We start from the raw sequence: 18,908 nt of genomic DNA, 5'->3' as shown, positions 1-18,908 counted from the left end.
CCCCCTCAAGCCTTCTTCTTCAGGTTCTCCACCACGGTCTCAGCGGTTCTCTCCGCAGCCACGCACGGATCTTTGCCGTCCTGCTCGGCCTCGTAGCTTGAGCTACCCGTGACCGTCATCGAGTACTCGTCAGCCAGCCCGACCGCAACAGTGCAGATCGTGTCATCGGGCCCCTTTTTGAACTGCAAGGCAGGGAACCCGCCGATCGGATCAATCTCACGGAACACGGGCATCTGCGGTTTCGTGTTGGCGTACTGCGCGCTCAATCCTTCGCGGGTCACAGTGCTGAACCCGACCGTAAAACCCGCTCCCGTATCACGGTTCGACCAACTACAGCCAGGACCCGTAGCGTTCTGGTCCTGTCGCTCACCGTCCGACGCTCCCTCACCGAGAGCTGCCTCGACCTGCTCAAGTGTCAGCGCGTCACACGGATCACCGGACAACACCGACTCCGGCAACGGGTTCGACACCGCGGGAGCGCCGCTGTGCGGCAGGTCCTGCCCGGGACCCGACGCGGCCGACGACGGCGAACCCGACACGGTCGACGGCGACTCGGCCACCGACGACGGCATCGGCTCGGCCTCGCCGGCCGAGCCTCCCGAACACCCGGCAACCAGCAGCACCGAACCCGCCGCCACAGCTCCGGCCAGGCGCTTCATCACCAGTACCCTCCACCGGAGTCGCCCTCACCGCCGGACTTGGTGACGTCCTTACCGGCCTGCTCGTCCGACTCCTCGTACATGCCGATGGCCTTCCCCAGCGCACGAGCGAAGTCGCGGTAGAACTTGACCTCGGCGTCGACATGCTCCGCGCCGCGGCGGAAGATCTCATTACCGGCCTTCGTGAAGGACTGACTCGCCGGGTCGTCAGCCGGTGCCTTGGTTTCGACCAACCGTCGCGCATTCCACGCCTGATCCTGCAATTCATGCACGATGGCGTTCGCCCGTTCGTAGAGGCCGCGGGCGGTGTCGGCGTCGAACTCGAAGCCACCACCCGAGCCAGGATTCGACTCCTTGCCGTCGATGACGAAGTTCATACCGGCCCACACGTTGCCGGCGATCTCGCCGACACGGCCGGCAATCTCTCCCGCACCCTCGACCATCGAGTCGAGCACGTTGCCGTCCTCGGACATGGGTCATCGCCCCCTCGTTCTCAACGCACCTCAACGACCGGACAGCCTAACAGCGAAGGAGGCCACACGGGGACGATCTCGGCGAAACCGACGCGAGCGAGGAGCACAGCCGCACCGGCCGCCACGAGACCGAAACGAGGGCGCGCCCCGACTGCTTCGGGGCGCGCCCTGTCGTCTTCGCCGACACCACCGGCTGCGCAGTAGCCCGCCGTGTCGAAACCCCGCCGCCTCGAAAACCCCGTCGCCTCAAAACCCCGCCGTGTCGACGCGGCTGCGCGAGGCGGCAGATCACCGACCGGCCCGGCCGCCACGCGGCGGGCCCGCGCGGTTACGAGCCGATCTTCTTCTTGTCGTCACCCTTGAGCGCGCCGTAGGCGGCTGCGCCGAGGAAGCCCGCGCCTGCGATCACGGCGATCCAGAACACCGCCTTGACGAGGAAGCCGACCAGCGAACCGATCACCATGAATGCGGCCCACGCCAGAATCAGGCCGCCGACGATCTTCCAGAACATTGCGCTTCCTCCACACTCGTGTGCTGCCGTGTATGTCCAGGTTGGCACGCCGCGCACCCGAAAGTCCCGGCACCTGGGCAACGCTCAGGGAAAACTCCGGGTTCCCCCGGTCCGGTCAGGCCGCCGCGGCCACGGCCCTGCCGACCGTGGCCGGTGCGACTCGCGAGTCAGTTCCGGAGCCAGGTCCCCATGCGCTCCACGGCCGTGGCGATGTCGCTGCGCGCGCCCGCGAACGACAGTCGCACGAACGACCCGCCTGCGACCGGGTCGAAGTCCACGCCCGGTGTGATCGCCACCCCGGTGTCGTCGAGCAGCTTGCGGCACCACGACAGCGAATCATCGGTGTGCTCGGAGACGTCGACGTAGGCGTAGAAGGCGCCGTCGATCGGTGCGATGCGGGTCAGGCCGATGTCGCGCAGCCCGTCGAGGAGCAGGTCGCGGTTGGCGCGGTAGTGGTCCACGTGGCCGTCCAGCTCGGCGCAGGACTCCGGCGACAGCGCCGCGACCGCCGCGTGCTGCGACAACGCGGGCGGGCAGATGTTGAAGTTGCCGGTCAGCACGTCGACGCTGCGGTGCAGCGCCTGCGGCGCGAGCATCCACCCGAGCCGCCAGCCCGTCATCGCGAAGTACTTCGAGAACGACCCGAGCACCAGTGCCTCACGGGACGTCTGCCACGCGCACGCGACGTCGCGCTCGTAGGAAATGCCGTGGTAGATCTCGTCGCTGATCAGCCGCACACCCCGCGCGGTGCACCACTCGGTCAGCGTCGCCAGCTCGCCGGGCGCCACGATCGTGCCCGTCGGGTTGCTCGGGCTCGCCACGACGAGGCCCTTGATGTCGCCGAGCCCGTCGAGGATCTCCGGCGTCGGCTGGAACCGCGTGCTCTCGTCCGTGGCGAACTCGACGACCTCGCAGCCCAGCGCGTTCAGCAGGTTGCGGTACGCCGGATAGCCGGGACGGGCCATCGCCACCCGGTCGCCCACCTCGAACGCGGCGAGGAACGCCAACAGGAACCCGCCCGAGGAGCCGGTGGTGACGATGACGTCCGCCGGGTCGACGTCGAGGCCGTAGGCGCGGTCGTAGTGTCCGGCGATCGCCTCGCGCAGCGGCGGGATGCCCAGCTGCGGCGTGTACCCGAGGTCGCTGCCCCGCAACGCCTGCTGCGCCGCCGCCAATACCGGCTCCGGCGCACCCGCCGTCGGCTGGCCCGCGCACAGGAACACCACGTCACCGCGCTCGGCCTGCCGTGCCTTGGCCGCCGACAGCACGTCCATCACGTAGAACGGCGGCACATCGGCGCGCTGCGCGGCCGGCGGGAACGGGGAAGTCGCGGATTCCGTCGTCATGTCCAGCAGGGTAAGGGCGCGGGCGCGTCGAGGGGCGAGGGTGGGAGTGACGGCTTGCGGCCGATGCCGCCGATCATGAGGCGGCGGGCGGGGTCGAGGTGCTCCGGCGGGCCGTCCGGCCACCAGTGGACGAGCGTCTCGAAGCCGGGTTCGATGAGTTCGAGGCCGTCGAAGTAGGTGACGATCTCCTCGCGCGTGCGGAATCGGCCGGTGCCATCGGGCTGTGCAGAAACGCCTGCTCCAACCGGTGGCGACCGCGGCGGCTTCGGGATCCTCGTCGCCGGGGTTGAAGAAGTGGGACAGCACGACGTACGACCCCGGCGGCAGCGCGTCGACGTAGGTGCGCATCAGCGTCGCGGGGTCGCGATCGTCGGCGACGTGGGGCAGCGTGCCGACCTGCTGCAGCGCCATCGGCCGGTCCCACTCCAGCACACCGGCCACGGCAGGTCGATAACCGTCGGCAGGGCCGGCTCCGACGCGGGGTTCCGTCCGGGAGTGGAAGTCACCGTCCGGGAGTGGAAGTCACTGTGCGGCTCCGGGCTGCGCGGTCTCTCCGGGCTGCGCGCGCTCGGGGGACCGCGCGCAGCCTATCGGACACCGCCGGGCTCAGAAGCCACACTGCATACGTTCGACGTCCTCGTCGGTGATCTCCACCGGCCCCTCGGGCGGCTCCGTGATGCGGATGTGGTTGCCGAACGGGTCCCGCAGCGCGCAGTCGATGCCGTACGGCTGCTCGACCGGCTCCTGCGTGAACTCGACGCCCTTCTCCCGCAGCTCCTCGTACGTCTTGCGGCAGTCGTCGGTGTTGAGGATCGCCGCCACGCCGAGCGCACCCTTCGTGACCAGGTCGCGGATCTGCGCCGCCACCTCCTCGCTGTGCTGCGGCGGCCCCGGAACCTCCAGCAGCAGGTGACTGTCCGGCGCGGCGGGCAGATGCACCGTGAGCCAGCGCATGAACCCCAGGTCGACGTCGTCGGTGACCTCGAATCCGAGCGTGCCGCAGTAGAAGTCGAGGGCTTCGTCCTGATCGAGGACCATGACCGAGGTGATTCCGATTCGTGTGAACATGCCCGTAACGTTACGACCGCACCCGCCGGTGGCGCTTATCCGAAACTGCTCTCGTGAACCGGCCTCACGCCGGGCGTGACCACGTCTTGACGAAGCACACCGGAACGGGCAGCGGCGTCGCCGCCGCACGGTACTCGGCGGGCGAGACCCCCACGACCGAACGGAACGTGCGGCTGAACGTGCCCAGACTGTCGAACCCGATCTCCTCGGCGACCCCCGTGACGGTGGCCGACGGCGACCGCAGCAGCGCCATCGCACGTTCGATCCGCCTGCGCTGCAGATACCGGTGCGGCGTCTCGCCGAACGTCGCGCGGAACGAGCGCGTGAAGTGGCTCGGCGACATCAGCGCGATGCGAGCGAGCGTGGGCACGTCGAGCGGCTTCGCGTAATCGCGGTCGATCGCGTCGCGTGCGCGCAGCAACCGGCGGTTCTGGTCCTCGCGCGGGCTCATCGTGGCCACGCCGTCCAGAATAGCCCGCGTCGGGCCCGCTCGCGCGGGCTTCGGCGGTACCCGGCCGTGACACCGCCGCACAGACACCGCCACACGGTGGGTCTCGCTCCAGCGACACCGCGAGGGCAGCGGCAGCCATCAGCAGCACTCCGACGACGCCGAACAGCACCGCCGTGCTGCCGAGCAGGCCGACGCTCCACCACGTCGGCGCCGACGCCGGCCGAGACACCCAGAAGGATCCATCACATCTGCACGGTTGCACGGATCCATCCGATATAGACTGTCCACTGAGGATAGTTCCCGAGTCACACGCCGCAGCGCGAGGAGTTCCCCGGGTGTTCCCGGCCGGCAATCGTTGGCCGGCTTCCCTTCAGCTCAGGGAATCACACTCGAAAGGTTCCGTTACGGCGAACGTCCGGATCACTCCGGCGAGCCGGTTCCCGCATAGCCGGCGTCATCGGCAGCGTCGGCGTCGTCATCACCGTCGGCGGCATCGGCGGGAGAGTTCGCCGTGTCGGCGTGGTCCCTGTCGTTCGCCGAATCACTGTCGCTCGGGGAATCACTGTCGTTCGGGGAATCACTGTCGTTCGCGTCGTCCTTGCCGTTGGGGGAGTCGGCCGAGTCGCTGTCGTTCGGGGAGTTGGCGGAGTTCGCCGTGTCCGCATCGTCGGGCGAGTCGGCCGAATCGGCCTGACCGCTGTCCTGAACGGACGACTGCGCCTGTGAAGCGGACTTCGGGTCGTTCACGTCGTCGGCCATGGCGGTGCCGCCGACGGCGATCGCACCGCCGATGCCGACCGCAGCAGCGGCGACGACGAACCAGGGACGCTTGTTGCTTGCCATGATGTGACTTCCTTCCATCGGGGTTGCTCGGGACGGGTTTCTCGTACCTGCACGCGTCGGATCCGCGCGAGGGTTCCGGGAGCCGCCACATTTCCCTCGGTCCGGAGCTCTCGAACTCCGGACCGGCGGGACATGCGGCAGCGGTGAGGACTCAGCCGGCGAGCGGATCGCCGGTGCGGCACCAGGTCCGGGCAAGCTCGAGCCTGCGTTCCAGGACAGCGGGCCAGTCGCGGCCGCCGGTACGGTGCGCACCCGGCGCCAGCGACAACACCACGGCCGCGGCGTGCGACCGCAGCGTCGCCGGGTCCCAGTGCCGGTCGAACTCGCGCAGGCACCGCGCCGTGAACCGGTCGATCACCGGCGCGCGCTCGGGTTTGACCTGCGCCAGCACGGAGAGATGGCCCAGCAGGCAGGCCGGATCGTCGTGCGGGTCGCCGGAGCCGGCTGTGTCGATGTCGAGCAGCCCGGCCGGCGAACCGCCGGAGACGAGCAGCTGCGTCTCGTAGAAGTCGCCGTGGACGGGCACCCGCGCTGCGCCGGTCGGCACGTCGACGGCCCCGGCGATCGCGTGCGCCGTCCCGGCTGCGCCGGGGTGCACGCGGGCGACGACGTCGGCGTAATGCCCGGCCTGGTCGGCCCAGCTCCGCCTGCGCGCGTGCCCGGCGAACGCCTGCGGCAGACCACGGAGGGTGGCCACGATTTCGGCGGGGTCGATGCGTTCGAGCTCCATCGTGTTGCCGCCGAGCAGCAGCTCCCGCAACGGCGTGCCCCCGATCCCGGCGAGCACGAGCAGGCCGCTGCCGGTCCAGCCGAGGCTCTCGGCGACGAGGCCGCCCTCGGCCGCGCGGTGCAGCCGGTGCAGCTCCTCGACCTTCTCGGGACGCAGCACCTTGACGAACGCCGTCGTCCGGGCGGTCCGGGCCTCGATCACGGCGCGGCGCAGCGGCCGGTACGAACGGACCTTCAGCCGCAGCTCGTCGGCGGGCAGGCCCAACCCGCTGAGCAGGTCACTCATCCGGCCGGGGTCCACGGCGGCAGCCAGGCCCGGCAGCGCCGGATCGTGCGGGAACCGCCACACGCCGAGTTCGCGGTCCCCGTCGGACATCCGCAGCGCATCGCGCGCCTTCGCGGACGTGCTGGCGCAGTACGTGTCGGTGGCGCGGGAGCCGTCGGCGCGCGTCACGTCGACCCGTGCCGCCACGGTCGTCGACGCTCGCTGGACGTCGCGGTGCGTGATGCGGCTGGCGACGGCGGTGTCACCGTCCGCCCCGGCGACGGCGGCCCACAACTCGCGGAGCTCCGCCTCGTCCGGTTGCCACTGCTCTTCGCTCATGACGTCAACAATGCCGACGGCCCGTGAAACCCGCCTGAGCCGACCATGAAAGACCTTTCATGTCCTTGCCCGGAACGGATCACCGAGGATCAGTACGGCTGGTAGCCGCCGCCGGAAGCGATGGACTCAAGGCCCGGGTGCTGTTCGAGGCTGCCGTAGCGGTCGAACGTGTAGCTGACACCGGCGATGATGTTGTCCACCGGGTCCCAGATGTCGCCGTGGCCGGGCAGCGCGTGGGAGTCGAACGTCGGGTCGATGCACTGCATCAGGCCCTTCGACGGCGTGCCCTTCGCTGCGTTCGAGTCCCAGTCGTTGATGGCGCGCGGATCGCCGCCGGACTCGTGCTCGATGATCGTCCAGATCTGATCGATGTTCTCCTCGGTGACGGGGATGCCGTTCTCCTGGAGGACCTTGATGGCTTCCTTGATCCACTGCTCGACGTTCCCCGGCGGAGGGCCCGCGGGCGGACCACCACTCGACCCGAGGCCGCCACCGCCACCGCCGCCGACGGCCGTCTCGGCACCACCACCGCCGCCGCTGCCGCCACCGCCGACGCTCGGCGCGCTGCCGGGGTTGCTGATGCCACCCGTGTCGGCCATCTGCGACTGGACCTGCCCCGGCTTCGTCACCTGCGAGTAGCCGCCCGACCCGCCGATCTCCTGCTTCATCAGCCGCTGGGCCTTCTTGATCGCCTGGTTGGCCTGTGCCAGCAGGCCCTTGATCTGCTCGGCCGCCTGGGACGCCGTCTGCCGGTTCTGCTCCCGCGCCTGCTCCCGGATCGACTCCGGGTCCGGGCCGTCACCGTCGCCGCCGGAGGCCGACTGCACCTGCTGCTCGGCCTCCTTGTTGCGGTTGTCGATCTCCTTCTTGGCCTTGGCCTTGGTCTCGTTGATCGAGCTCTTCAAATCCGAGAGCTTCTGCTGCAGGGTGTTCAGCTCGCCGGCGGCCTCGTCGAGCTTGTCCTTGACGCGATCGCCCGCCGAGACGACCTTCTCGACGTAGGAGAAGAAAGCCTCCGCAGCAGGACCGTTCCAGACACCGCCCTCCGACAACGGCGAGGCCGCATTCTTCAGATCCGCAGAATGGTCGCCCGTATTGCCCGACGCAGTTTTGAACTCCTGCGCCACGCTCTGAATCTTGCCCGGATCGACCTTGTCGACCTTCGCGGCCCGGGATTCGACCTGATCCCAGTTCTCCGGCATCCCCAGTGACATGTCAGGCCTCGCCTCGCATGGTCAAGTTGCTCGCCGCCTGCTCGTCCGCCTCCGTCATCGCGGCGATCGCGTTGCGCAGCGCTCCGCTGGCCTCGGCCATGTGCTGCTGCGCCGCGTCGAATTCCGCCTGCATCCCCGAGGTGAACGAACCGAGCGCAGAGTCCACCCGTTCCGGATCGTCGGTGTCCTCGTCCTCGACCTCACCGAACGGACTCTCCCCCTCGACGCCGCGAAGTTTGGCCTTGTCCTCGACGATCCGGTCGGCGATCCCATCGACCTTCCCTGCCGTGCTCCGCATGGATTCTGCGTCGTAAACCGGCACGGTGGTCATCCCCCTTCACGAAAACGGTCCACTCCTCGCCGGTACGACGCATGCGCCCACTCCGGCGGTTCCGCTCCACTCTATCGCCCGCGCCGGCGGCGAAAGCGCGAACTGCGGCTACCCGTTTTCGTCGCATGTTCGGACCGGTCCGGCCCTCCTCGACGAATTCGGCTCACGTCTCGTCGAGCAGTTCCCACACGCGCTGCGCGAGAAGTGTGTTGTCCGCGGGCGCGACGGTCGCCCACTGCCTGCCGTCGCTGCCCGGAGCGACCTGCAGCAGATACCGGCCCTTGTCACTGTCGAAGAACGACACGACCCGGGGCGCGCGGCGAACACTGCCGTCCCGCGCGTACACCTGGGCGCCGAACTGCCCCCGGACGGTCTGCCCCGCGAGCATCGCCGCGACCTCCTGCGCCTCACTCAGTGCGATCCCGCGGTCGGCGAGCACGCCCACGAGCGTCCGCGCATCACCGCCTGCCTCCCGGTCGGCGGCGACCAGCACGTCGTGCGGCAGGGTCGCCGACCAGCCGATGCCCGCGGCCGTTCCACCGGACACCGACACCGCCGACTCCGGCAACGACGAGTCACGCGCCGGGATCAGCCACACCTCGTCGCCGTCCAGGACGCCCATCAGCGCCTGACTGCCCGTGCTCACCGCGAGCCCCGAGATCTGCCGGTCGGTCCAGACCCACATGTCGATGGCGACCGCGGGACGCACGAACAGGTTCAGCAGGTCCACCAGATCGCTCGTGGCCTGGCGGCCCTTGGCGAGCCTGCGCTGGGCCAGTGAGTCCCACGCCTGTTCGATCAGGTCGGATCGCTCGTGCTGCGTCACGCCCGCACTTGGCACGTCCAATGCGGGGTGCCGGCGCGGCAACCGTTCGGCCTCCCAGAGCACGTCGAACTCGAGCGTGGACAGCACCACGTTCCGGCCGGTGGTCACGGATGACTCACCGCTGTTCCGCGTTCGGGTCGCCGATCGTGCCGGGCGAGACCATGCGCTGGTCGGCGAACAGGTCGTTGTCGTCGACGCCGTACCGGCGCACGTGCGCGTCGTCCTCGTCGCCTTCCTGCGGCGCGGCCTTCTGCATCATGCCGCGCCGGTCCTGCTCGGACTTCGGCGTCTGGTTCTGCTGCGCCCGGGACTGCTCCTCGGGCAGGTCACCGATCTGCGACTGATGCGGTGAACGCGGCACGCCGCCCCGGCCGCCGCTGCGTTCGCTGTCACCGGCGAGCGCACCCGCGATGCCGCCTGCGGCCACCGCACCGGTGGCGCCACCGACGTCGTTCACGCCGAACCCGGAGGACTTCGGCGATGCCGTCGTACCGCCCGTCGGGACCGCCGTACCGCCTGCCACCGGTGCGACGCCGAACGACTTGCCCTTCTGCAGTTCCGCGTCGCCGGAGGCGGGCGCACCCGCCTTGCCGCCGACCATTCCCGGAGGCGGCACCGTCGCACCACCGCCGGGTGCGGGGCTGCCGGTGGCGGGCCCGCCGGGCGCGGGCGTCACGGACGAGCCGCCACCCGCCGACGGCAGCTTGCCCGCACCGGACTGGCCACCCGGCTGGCCCGGCGTCGCAGGCGCACCCTGACCGCCCTGACCGCCCGGAACGGCCGGAGTGCCGGGCGGAGTACCGGGTGTTGCCGGTTTCCCGACTGCGCCGGGCGTGCCCCCGGCGGTGGGAGCGGCCGGGTTCGCAGGCGCCGCACCCGTCGGACCGCCCGGCTGCGCAGCACCGCCGGGATACTGGGAGGCGGGATATTGGGAGCCGGAGTACTGGGAGGCGGAGTACTGGGAGGCGGGGTACTGGGAGGCGGGGTACTGGGAGCCGGAGTACTGGGGAGCTTGCGAACCCGACCCCGGGCGCGGCACGTTCACGTAGCCGTGGCCACCGTTCGGCGACGCCGACACCGGTGCGGCCGTGGCGGGCGTGGTCGACGACGGCGCCGTACTCGGCGTCTGCGTGGCCGAACCGGCCGCGGGCGGCGGAGCGAGCGGGGCGTTGTGGTTCACGGGCTGCTGGGCCGGCTGTGGAGTGTGGTGGACCGGACCGGGCGCCACCGGTGCGTCGACCGGACGGGCCGCGGGGGGAGTCACGCCCGACGATTCGGTGCGGTCGTCGGCGGGAGCGCTCGCGGGCACCTCGGTCACGTCCGGCGGCTTCGGCGGACCACCCGCGTCGACCTCGGTCGGCACTTCCGCGGTCACGGCTGCCGACATCGGCGCCGGGGCGCTCAGCTGCGGCAGCTCCGACAGGTTCGCGCCGGACTCGCTCGCGTACCCGTTGAGCGCCTCCAGCGCCTGTGCGCGCGCCTCCTGCCCCTGGGCGACGCGCCGGGCGTTGTCGGTCTCGAAGCCGAGAAGGCTGCCGAGCGAGTCCATGACGCCGTAACCGCCCGTGTCCTGCCGCAGCGACGCGGCGTCGGGAAGTCTGTGCACCGTGCGGTTGAATGCCTCACCCTGGGCGAAGATCTTCTTCGCGCACGCCTCGACCGTGGATTGGGCCTCCTCGGAGAAGTCGGCCTGGCCGGTCAGCCACCGGAACGCCTGGTCGCTGGCGTCGCCGTGCCACTCGACGCCGAGCTTGCCCAGCTCGGTGCGCAACGTCCGCTCGGTCTCGTGCAGCGCCTTGCCGACCGACTTCAGCGCGCTCACGGCCTCACCGATACCGCCCGTGCCCGCTCCGCTGCGGAACACCTCGACCTCACGAGCCAGCATCTCGTCGGTGTAGCCGTCGAACCGGTGGTTGCGGATCTCGTTCGCACGCTGCGAGACATCCATCGCCATGTCGATTTCCCTCTACTTCCGCTTCGACCGCACGGTCGAGAAAACCTGGACAGCGCTGACAGTCCGGAGCAGTCGCACCCGGCGGGCGGGACCGCGACTAGCCGGGAAGACCGTGTGCGCCGAGGGCACCGGCCTTCTCCTCGTCGGACTCGGCGTACGTTTCGCCCGCTTTGCGCAGCTGGGTGGCCAGGGCCCGCAGGTCCTCGACGTAAGTGCGCGCGTGCGCAGCGTACGAATCCTCGGGGCCGCTGACGACGTCGTTCCACGCCTCGATCGCGTTCCGCGACACGATGTCCTCGGCGGGCGCCGGGATCTGCAGCGCACCGAGGTGCTCCGAGAGCTTCTTCTCGAGCGCGTCGGCCTGCGCCTCGAGGACCCGCGCCGCGTCGGCCACCTTGTCCGGCGAGACGTCGATGTCACCCGCGGACGGCACCGAGGGGACCAGCCCACCACCGGGCGTGGCCTCCGCACCGCCGAACAGCCCACCCGGGTCGAGGGAGCCGGCGGCGAAGGCGCCGTCGGCCGCGTTGCCGGAACCCACAGCGTTGCCGGAACCCACAGCGTTGCCGGAACCTGCGGACCCCTCGCCCGCTGGACCGTCGGAACGCGACTCGCTCACCTCTGACGGCATGCGCACCCCCTGTAACGGCCGGTAGTCATCCGGTGTTATCGGCAGGCTACCAACTCGAATGTGACAGTGACCTGAACTCGGACGACCCGAACTTGGCCGACCTCAACTTGGACGAGCGCACCCGGGCGACGGTTCCCTCCGATCGTCGGGTTCTCCGCCGCGGGCGTACCGGCGGGCCGTCGCCGGCGAACAGGTCGCCGCTCGGCACACCACCGGCGAACCGAGCGCGCGAGGCGGCAACCGCCGGTTCAGCGTTCCGGAACCGACACCTCGCCGCGGGCAGCCCGCGAGGCGATGTCCGTGCGGTGGTGTGCACCGGCGAGGCTCACCCGGCCCACGCGCTCGTACGCCTCGGCGCGGGCCGCCTCGAGGTCCGCGCCGGTGCCGACCACCGACAGGACGCGGCCACCGCTGGAAACGACCGCGCCGTCGTCACGCCTGCGCGTGCCCGCGTGGAGCACGCCCTCGGCCTCCCCGCCGGTGATCACATCGCCGACGAGCGGCTTACCGGGGTAGCCGTCGGCGGCGACGACGACCGTCACCGCCGAGTCATCGGCCCATTCGAGCGGCGGCTGCTCGGCGAGCGTGCCGGTCGCGGTGGCGTGGAGCAGACCGGCGACCGGGGTGCGCAACAGCGCCAGCACGGCCTGGGTCTCGGGGTCGCCGAAGCGGCAGTTGAACTCGATGACCTGCGGACCGTCGCTCGTGAGCGCCAGCCCCGCGTACAGCAGCCCGGTGAACGCCGAATCGCGATCGGCCATCTCGTCGACGACGGGCTGGATGATCCGCTCGACGATGTCGTCGGCGAAACCCTCCGGAACCCACGACAGCGGGGTGTAGGCACCCATGCCACCGGTGTTCGGGCCGGAGTCGCCGTCGCCGACGCGCTTGAAGTCCTGCGCGGGCAACAGCGGCACCACGGTGCGCCCGTCGACCAGGCAGAACAGCGAGGCCTCCGGGCCGTCGAGGAACGATTCGAGCACCACGGGGTGGCCGCCGTCGAGCAACATCAGGGCGTGCTTGCGCGCCTGCTCGACGTCGGTCGTGACGACGACGCCCTTGCCCGCGGCGAGGCCGTCGTCCTTGACGACCCAGGTCGGGCCGAACCGGCCGAGCGCGGCGTCGAGGTGCGCCGGGTTGTCGACGACCTCGCTGTGGGCGGTCGGCACTCCGGCTGCGGTCATGACCTCCTTCGCGAACGCCTTCGAGCCCTCGATCCGCGCCGCGGCCGCCGAGGGGCCGAAGCAGGCGATGCCCGCCCTGCGGACCGCGTCGGCGGCACCGACCACGAGCGGCACCTCGGGGCCGATCACCACGAGGTCGGCCCGCCACTGTTGGGCGAGTGCCGCGATGGCGGACGGGTCGGTGAGGTCGACACCGAGCGGTTCGGCGATGGTCGCCGTGCCGGCATTGCCGGGCGCGCAAGCGATCGCCGTCACCGCCGGGTCGTGGGACGCGGCGAGTACGAGGGCATGCTCGCGGGCTCCGGAGCCGATAACCAGGAAGCGCACGATTCCTCAGCGTAGACATGCCCATATCCGCTCGTTCATCGGCATGTACCTCGGCGGCTGCCACGCTGTCGCCAGCTGGTCGCACGCGACCGCGAACGTAGGCGAACGTCCCCCACCGGCTCGAGAGAGGCTGACGACGACTCATGGCATTTGTCTCCCGATTCCGTAAGCGTCTCGGAGTGGCGGCGCTGGGCGCGCTGGCGGTGCTGGCCACCACCGGCGCCGTGCCCGCAGGCGCCCAATCCGGCGCGTCACCCTCCGGCGCGCCATCGTCTGATGCAACGTCACCGTCCGGCGCGGCCCAGGGCCACGGCGGCCCGCACGCCGACGAGCGGATCGTCGTCGGCCACCGTGGCGCGTCCGGCTACCGGCCCGAGCACACGCTGGCCTCGTACGAACTGGCCGCGCGCATGGGTGCCGACTACATCGAGCCCGACCTCGTCACGACCTCGGACGGCGTGCTGGTCGCACGGCACGAGCCGGAGATCGGCGGGACCACCGACGTGGCAGACCGGCCCGAGTTCGCCGACCGCAAGACGACGAAGCTCGTCGACGGCGACCCGGTGACCGGCTGGTTCGCCGAGGACTTCACCCTCGCCGAACTCAAGACGTTGCGGGCGAAGGAGCGGCTGCCGGAGATCCGGCCGAACAACACGATCTACGACGGCCGGTTCGAGATCCCGACGCTGCAGGAGGTCATCGACCTTTCGGAGCGGCTGAGCCGGGAACTGCACCGGCCGGTCGGCATCTACCCCGAGACCAAGCACCCGACGTACTTCCAGGAGCAGGGCCTCGCACTGGAGCCGGAGCTGGTGGAAGCGCTGAACCGCAACCACCTCAACCGCCCCAACGCGAAGGTGCAGGTGCAGTCGTTCGAGGTGGGCAATCTCAAGGAGCTGAACGAGCAGGTGCGCGTGCCGCTGGTGCAGCTGACCTCGACCTCCGGTGCGCCGTACGACTTCGTGAAATCCGGTGACCCGCGCACGTACGAAGACATGACCACGCCGGAAGGGCTCCGCGAAATCGCCACGTACGCCGACGGGCTCGGGCCGTCGATCGGGCAGATCGTCCCGCTGGATTCCGACGGCAACACCACCGAGCCGACGTCGCTCGTCGACGACTCCCACGCCGCCGGGCTGAGTATCGTGCCGTGGACGTTCCGCGCCGAGAACGAGTTCCTGCCCGCCGACTACGACTCGTCCGACGACGCGGCGGAGTGGGGCGACGCACTCGGCTGGGCGAAGGCGGTCTGGGCGACCGGTGTCGACGGCATGTTCGCCGACCACCCGGACATCGTCATCGAAGCGGCCGAGTAACGCGCTCCCGCCGTAGCCGTGCGGCTGCCCCGAAGGGCACCTTCGGGGCAGCCGCACGTACCGCAGGACCCGGCGACGGCTCCCCGCTCAGGCGATCCGGTGCCGTTCGATCGTTTCCTCACGACCGGGGCCGACGCCGATCGCCGAGATGCGCGTGCCCATCAGCTCCTCGAGCCGCTCGACGTAGGCCTGCGCGTTCTTCGGCAGGTCCTCGAAGGTGCGGCACTCGCTGATGTCCTCCCACCAGCCCGGCAGCTCCTCGTACACCGGTTTCGCGTGGTGCACGTCGGTCTGAGTCATCGGCATGTCCTCGGTGCGCTGCCCGTCGACCTCGTAGGCCACGCACACCGGCACGCGCTCCAGCCCGGACAGCACGTCGAGCTTGGTGAGGAAGTAATCGGTGATGCCGTTGACGCGCGCGGCGTAGCGGCCGATCACCGCGTCGAACCAGCCCGTACGCCGCGACCGGCCCGTCGTCACACCGAACTCGGCACCGGACTTGCGCAGGTTCTCGCCCGCCTCGTCGCTCAGCTCCGTCGGGAACGGACCCGAACCGACCCGCGTCGTGTACGCCTTGAGGATGCCGAGCACGGTGGTGATCCGCCCCGGCCCGATGCCCGAACCGGCGCTGGCTCCACCGGACGTCGGGCTGGACGACGTCACGTACGGGTAGGTGCCGTGGTCGACGTCCAGCAGCGTGCCCTGCGAGCCCTCGAGCAGCACGGTCTCGTCGCGTTCGAGCGCCTTGTTCAGTTCGAGGCGCGTGTCGGCGATGCGGTGCTGGAACCGCTCGGCCTGCTCGAGGACGGTGTCGGTGACCTCGGCGGCGTCGAGCCCCTTGCGGTTGTAGACCTTGACCAGCACCTGGTTCTTGAACTCCAGGGCGGCCTCGACCTTCTGCCGCAGGATCTTCTCGTCGAGCAGATCCTGCACACGAACGCCCACGCGCGCGACCTTGTCCTGGTAGCACGGCCCGATACCGCGGCCGGTGGTGCCGATCTTGCGGCTGCCCAGGTAGCGCTCGGTGACCTTGTCGATCGCCACGTGGTACGGCATGATCAAGTGCGCGTCGGCGGAGAGCAGCAGCCTGCCCGTGTCGATGTCACGCGCCTCGAGGCCTTCGAGCTCCTCGAGCAGGACGCCCGGATCGACGACCACACCGTTGCCGATGACGTTCGTGACACCGGGCGTGAGGATGCCCGACGGAATGAGGTGCAGTGCGAAGTCCTGCCCGTCGGGCATCACCACGGTGTGACCCGCGTTGTTGCCACCCTGGTAGCGCACCACCCAGTCCACCTTGTCGCCGAGCAGGTCGGTGGCCTTGCCCTTGCCTTCGTCGCCCCATTGGGCACCGATGAGCACGATGGCCGGCATGTGAAACTCCAAGGTGTGAGGTGGCTGTGGACGCTGCTGACACTGGCTGCCAGTCGCGGTGGCTGTCGAAATGCCGGTACACGAGCCTAACCGAGGGGGTTTCCGTGCGGAGACTGGTGCTGCACTGCGGAAGCGCTGAGCTGGGCGAACGCCTACCGGAGGGGGTCGGCGAGGCGGAGCTGCCCGCGCGTCCCGGCAAGGCGGACGTCGACCCGCTGCTGGAGCCGGGCGGGCAGCGGCTCGTGGTCGTGGGCGACGACGCCGACCTGTCCGCGGTGGCGCTCCGGCTGCTGCGCCGCGGCCGGCTCGACGACACCGCCGTCGGGTACGTGCCGACCGACCGGTCGTCGCGGGTGGCAGGCCTGTGGGGGGTGCCGACCGACCGTGGAAGAGCGTTCGACGTCGCACTGTCGGGCGAGCCACGAGGGGTACCGCTCGTCCGGGACGACGCGGGCGGCCTGCTGCTGGGACACGGCGTCGTGCAGCGGCCACGCGGCGTCGGCTACTGCGACGACACGGAGGCACTGCGCGGCGAGGCCGCACTGCTCGAGGTGCGGCCCGATCCGGCCGCGGGCAGCGACACGGCGTCCGGCGGGCTGCGCGTCACCATCACGTGGGGAAAGCTGCTGAAGCGGCGGCGGACGTTCGCGGGCAGGGCGTTCCAATTGGGCGGCGCCGACGTCGTGCCCGAATCCGACGGCGTGCCGTACCCGCGGACCATGTCGCGGTGGACCTGGTACCGGCACACCCACGACTTCCGTCTGGTCCTTCCCCCGACCTCGGCCTGAATCCGTCCAGGGTTCACGCGATCGTCACCTCTCTCGGAGACATTCGGAAAGTCCTTCACATTGCTGGACGACCTCACGTTCCCCGCTGAGAGGTGTGTCTGCCGTGACTCTTCCTCGCAAGTTCCGCTATTCCGCACTCGCACTCGGCGCCGCCGCAGCCTTGGCCATCGGCATCGCCGCCACGGGCGGGACCACGGACGTCTCCGCCGCGCCCACCCCGCCCGGTATCCCGGACCCGTACGACGCCGAGTGGAAACTCACCCAGCTGACCGTGGCCGAGGACGGTTCCATGGACGGCTACGACCGCGACCTGTTCCCGCACTGGAGCAGCCACGAAGACAACTGCAACACCCGTGAGCTGGTGCTCGAACGTGACGGCGACGGCGTCGAGACGGGCAACGACTGCTACCCGACCGACGGCGACTGGCACAGCGAGTACGACGGCGAGACGTCGAGCGATCCGTCCGAGTTCCACATCGACCACGTGGTGCCGCTCGGCAACGCCTGGGTGTCCGGCGCCGCGGAGTGGACGACCGACGAGCGTGAGGCGTTCGCCAACGACCTGTCCGCACCGCAGCTCATCGCCGTGTCGGGTGGCTCCAACCTGTCGAAGAGCGACGACGACCCGGCGGAGTGGCAGCCGTCGGTCGAGGAGTACCACTGCACGTACGCCTCGATGTGGATCGCCGTCAAGTACAAGTACGAGCTGACGGTCGACGAGGCCGAACACGGCGCCCTCGAGGACATGCTCGCCACCTGCTGACGCCCCCACCGGTGGCGCCCCGAAGGGCACCTTGGGGGCGCGTTCGCTGGTCCGTACGAGTGAGTTGTCTACTGGCGAGTAGCGATTCCTTGATCTCGCCTCTCCCCGCGGCTAGAACCTGTTTTGACAACGTCGTCACATCCCAGCTGGGGAGCCTCATGCGATCAACCCGCAGGAGACGCATCACCACGTCCCTCGCCACCATCGCCGTGTCCGCCACCGCCGCGTCGCTGCTCGCCGCCCCGGCCGCGGCAGCACCGGCCACCGCATCGCAGGCCACCGCATCATCTGCCACAGCGTCATCACCGGTCACGGCCGCAAGTGACGAGTTCTACACTCCGCCGTCGCCGCTCCCGGAGGGCGAGTCCGGGGACGTCATCCGGCACGAGGAGACCGCGTTCTTCCTCGATCCGCTCAAACTGGCCCGAGCCCCCGCCGACGCGCAACGCGTCATGTACCGCAGCACCGACACCCACGGCGACGCCAACGCCGTCACGGGCACCGTGCTCACCCCGCACCGGGACTGGAACGGCCCCGGCGAGCGGCCGGTCGTCGGCTACTCCGCAGGCACACAGGGCATGGGCGACCGCTGCGCACCGTCGAAGGCCATGGCCGCAGGCATGGAGTACGAGGGCGCCTTCATCGCGGGCCTGCTCGCGAAGGGCTACGCCGTCGCGATCACCGACTACGAGGGTCTCGGCACGCCCGGCGTCCACACGTACGTCAACCGCAAGGCCACCGCACACGCCGCACTCGACGTGGTCCGCGCCGCGCAGCAGCTGCCGGAGGCAGGCCTGCCTTCGGACGGGCCCGTGTTGACAGCGGGTTATTCACAGGGCGGCGGCGCATCGGCCGCGGCGGCCGAACTGCAGCCGTCCTACGCGCCGGACGTCGACCTCATCGGTTCGTTCGCGGGCGCCCCGCCCTCGGACCTGTCGGCAGTGGCCGATCGCCTGGACGGACACTACGCGTCGGCGTTCCTGCTGTTCGCGGTCGCGAGCATGCACGAGGCGTACCCGGATCTGGGCATCGAGGACATCCTCAACGAGAAGGGCCACGAGGTACGCACGAAGATCGAGGAACGGTGCACCGCCGACGGGCTGGTCGGACACGCGTTCACCCGCACCTCCGAGCTGACGGTCGACGGCAGGCCCATCGGCGATTACCTCGCCGAGGAGCCGTTCCGCAGCGCCGTCGAGGAGCAGCGCATCGGCACGCTGAAGCCGGAGGCGCCCGTGTACGTGGCTCACAGCCGGCTCGACGACATCGTCCCGTACGACCAGGGCCGCGACATGGCGCGTTCCTGGTGTGAGCAGGATGCGACGGTGCAGTTCGACACGCTGGCCATCCCGACGCACGTCGGTGGCTACGTGGGCGCCTACCCGAAGGCCTACGCCTGGTTCGACCAGCGTGTCCGCGGCGAGACCGCGCCGACGAACTGCGGCGGCTTCTGACCGCGGGCTGCTACGACGAAACGGGCCGCCGGGGAGATCTCCCCGGCGGCCCGTTTCGTGTC

The 18,908-nt window shown here is 70.2% G+C and carries 20 protein-coding genes and 1 pseudogene; 4 read left to right on the top strand and 17 right to left on the bottom strand.

The window, feature by feature from the left end; translation table 11 throughout:
* Positions 1-5: 5 nt before the first annotated feature.
* The 16 genes and pseudogenes from LY41_RS13885 to purD form a co-directional block, all read right to left on the bottom strand.
* Positions 6-659 carry a DUF3558 domain-containing protein gene (locus LY41_RS13885; RefSeq protein ID WP_253864593.1) on the bottom strand — a complete coding sequence of 218 codons (654 nt, stop codon included), beginning with the start codon at positions 657-659 and terminating at the stop codon, positions 6-8.
* On the bottom strand, positions 659-1,132 hold the full coding sequence (locus LY41_RS13880) for a hypothetical protein (protein ID WP_253864414.1): 474 nt from the start codon (positions 1,130-1,132) through the stop codon (positions 659-661). The genes LY41_RS13885 and LY41_RS13880 overlap by 1 nt, the downstream gene beginning before the upstream one ends.
* A gap of 328 nt (positions 1,133-1,460) precedes the next feature.
* Positions 1,461-1,643, bottom strand: a complete 183-nt coding sequence (locus tag LY41_RS13875) for a hypothetical protein (RefSeq protein WP_253864413.1) — start codon at positions 1,641-1,643, stop codon at positions 1,461-1,463.
* 167 nt (positions 1,644-1,810) lie between these two features.
* On the bottom strand, positions 1,811-2,989 hold the full coding sequence (locus LY41_RS13870; protein WP_253864412.1) for a pyridoxal phosphate-dependent aminotransferase: 1,179 nt from the start codon (positions 2,987-2,989) through the stop codon (positions 1,811-1,813).
* Positions 2,986-3,261 carry an SAM-dependent methyltransferase gene (locus LY41_RS24090; RefSeq protein WP_372493269.1) on the bottom strand — a complete coding sequence of 92 codons (276 nt, stop codon included), beginning with the start codon at positions 3,259-3,261 and terminating at the stop codon, positions 2,986-2,988. The genes LY41_RS13870 and LY41_RS24090 overlap by 4 nt, the downstream gene beginning before the upstream one ends.
* A 1-nt stretch (position 3,262) precedes the next feature.
* Positions 3,263-3,430: pseudogene (locus LY41_RS24085) on the bottom strand (SAM-dependent methyltransferase); the annotation flags it as partial.
* A gap of 165 nt (positions 3,431-3,595) precedes the next feature.
* Entirely contained in the window at positions 3,596-4,057 is a 462-nt protein-coding gene (locus LY41_RS13865) for a VOC family protein (RefSeq protein ID WP_253864411.1), read from the bottom strand.
* Positions 4,058-4,121: 64 nt separating this feature from the next.
* Complete coding sequence (locus tag LY41_RS13860) at positions 4,122-4,508, bottom strand: helix-turn-helix domain-containing protein (protein ID WP_253864592.1); 387 nt, start codon at positions 4,506-4,508, stop codon at positions 4,122-4,124.
* Between the two features lie 420 nt (positions 4,509-4,928).
* A complete protein-coding gene (locus LY41_RS13855; RefSeq protein ID WP_253864410.1) occupies positions 4,929-5,351 on the bottom strand; it encodes a hypothetical protein in 423 nt (140 codons plus the stop codon).
* Between the two features lie 151 nt (positions 5,352-5,502).
* On the bottom strand, positions 5,503-6,684 hold the full coding sequence (locus LY41_RS13850; protein WP_253864409.1) for a phosphotransferase family protein: 1,182 nt from the start codon (positions 6,682-6,684) through the stop codon (positions 5,503-5,505).
* A gap of 89 nt (positions 6,685-6,773) precedes the next feature.
* Positions 6,774-7,898, bottom strand: coding sequence for a transglycosylase SLT domain-containing protein (locus LY41_RS13845; RefSeq protein WP_253864408.1), 1,125 nt, complete (start codon positions 7,896-7,898; stop codon positions 6,774-6,776).
* A 1-nt stretch (position 7,899) separates the two neighbouring features.
* Positions 7,900-8,196 carry a hypothetical protein gene (locus LY41_RS13840; protein WP_253864407.1) on the bottom strand — a complete coding sequence of 99 codons (297 nt, stop codon included), beginning with the start codon at positions 8,194-8,196 and terminating at the stop codon, positions 7,900-7,902.
* 196 nt (positions 8,197-8,392) lie between these two features.
* Positions 8,393-9,163, bottom strand: coding sequence for an ESX secretion-associated protein EspG (locus LY41_RS13835; protein ID WP_253864406.1), 771 nt, complete (start codon positions 9,161-9,163; stop codon positions 8,393-8,395).
* Positions 9,164-9,170: 7 nt separating this feature from the next.
* On the bottom strand, positions 9,171-11,009 hold the full coding sequence (locus LY41_RS13830; RefSeq protein ID WP_253864405.1) for a PPE domain-containing protein: 1,839 nt from the start codon (positions 11,007-11,009) through the stop codon (positions 9,171-9,173).
* A gap of 97 nt (positions 11,010-11,106) precedes the next feature.
* Positions 11,107-11,640 (bottom strand): PE domain-containing protein, encoded by a 534-nt coding sequence (locus LY41_RS13825; RefSeq protein WP_253864404.1) that lies wholly within the window; start codon positions 11,638-11,640, stop codon positions 11,107-11,109.
* Between the two features lie 248 nt (positions 11,641-11,888).
* Positions 11,889-13,151: a phosphoribosylamine--glycine ligase gene (gene purD / locus LY41_RS13820; protein ID WP_253864403.1), complete on the bottom strand. Its 1,263-nt coding sequence runs from the start codon at positions 13,149-13,151 to the stop codon at positions 11,889-11,891.
* A 143-nt stretch (positions 13,152-13,294) separates the two neighbouring features.
* Between purD and LY41_RS13815 the strand changes: the two genes are divergently transcribed.
* Positions 13,295-14,467, top strand: coding sequence for a glycerophosphodiester phosphodiesterase (locus tag LY41_RS13815; protein WP_253864402.1), 1,173 nt, complete (start codon positions 13,295-13,297; stop codon positions 14,465-14,467).
* Between the two features lie 87 nt (positions 14,468-14,554).
* Here LY41_RS13815 and LY41_RS13810 read toward each other — a convergent pair whose 3' ends face one another.
* Entirely contained in the window at positions 14,555-15,841 is a 1,287-nt protein-coding gene (locus tag LY41_RS13810) for an adenylosuccinate synthase (RefSeq protein ID WP_253864401.1), read from the bottom strand.
* Between the two features lie 104 nt (positions 15,842-15,945).
* Here LY41_RS13810 and LY41_RS13805 point away from each other — a divergent pair, with 104 nt between their 5' ends.
* The 3 genes from LY41_RS13805 (at position 15,946) to LY41_RS13795 (ending at position 18,846) form a co-directional block, all read left to right on the top strand.
* Complete coding sequence (locus LY41_RS13805; protein ID WP_372493253.1) at positions 15,946-16,629, top strand: hypothetical protein; 684 nt, start codon at positions 15,946-15,948, stop codon at positions 16,627-16,629.
* Between the two features lie 103 nt (positions 16,630-16,732).
* Positions 16,733-17,392 carry an HNH endonuclease family protein gene (locus LY41_RS13800; RefSeq protein WP_253864400.1) on the top strand — a complete coding sequence of 220 codons (660 nt, stop codon included), beginning with the start codon at positions 16,733-16,735 and terminating at the stop codon, positions 17,390-17,392.
* 158 nt (positions 17,393-17,550) lie between these two features.
* Positions 17,551-18,846 (top strand): lipase family protein, encoded by a 1,296-nt coding sequence (locus LY41_RS13795; protein ID WP_253864399.1) that lies wholly within the window; start codon positions 17,551-17,553, stop codon positions 18,844-18,846.
* The last annotated feature ends 62 nt before the right edge of the window (positions 18,847-18,908 follow it).

The sequence above is a fragment of the Prauserella halophila genome (assembly GCF_024171895.1).
Lineage (GTDB): Bacteria > Actinomycetota > Actinomycetes > Mycobacteriales > Pseudonocardiaceae > Prauserella > Prauserella halophila.
Note: the sequence above shows the minus strand (reverse complement) of the source record. Positions and strands in the feature narration are given on the sequence as shown.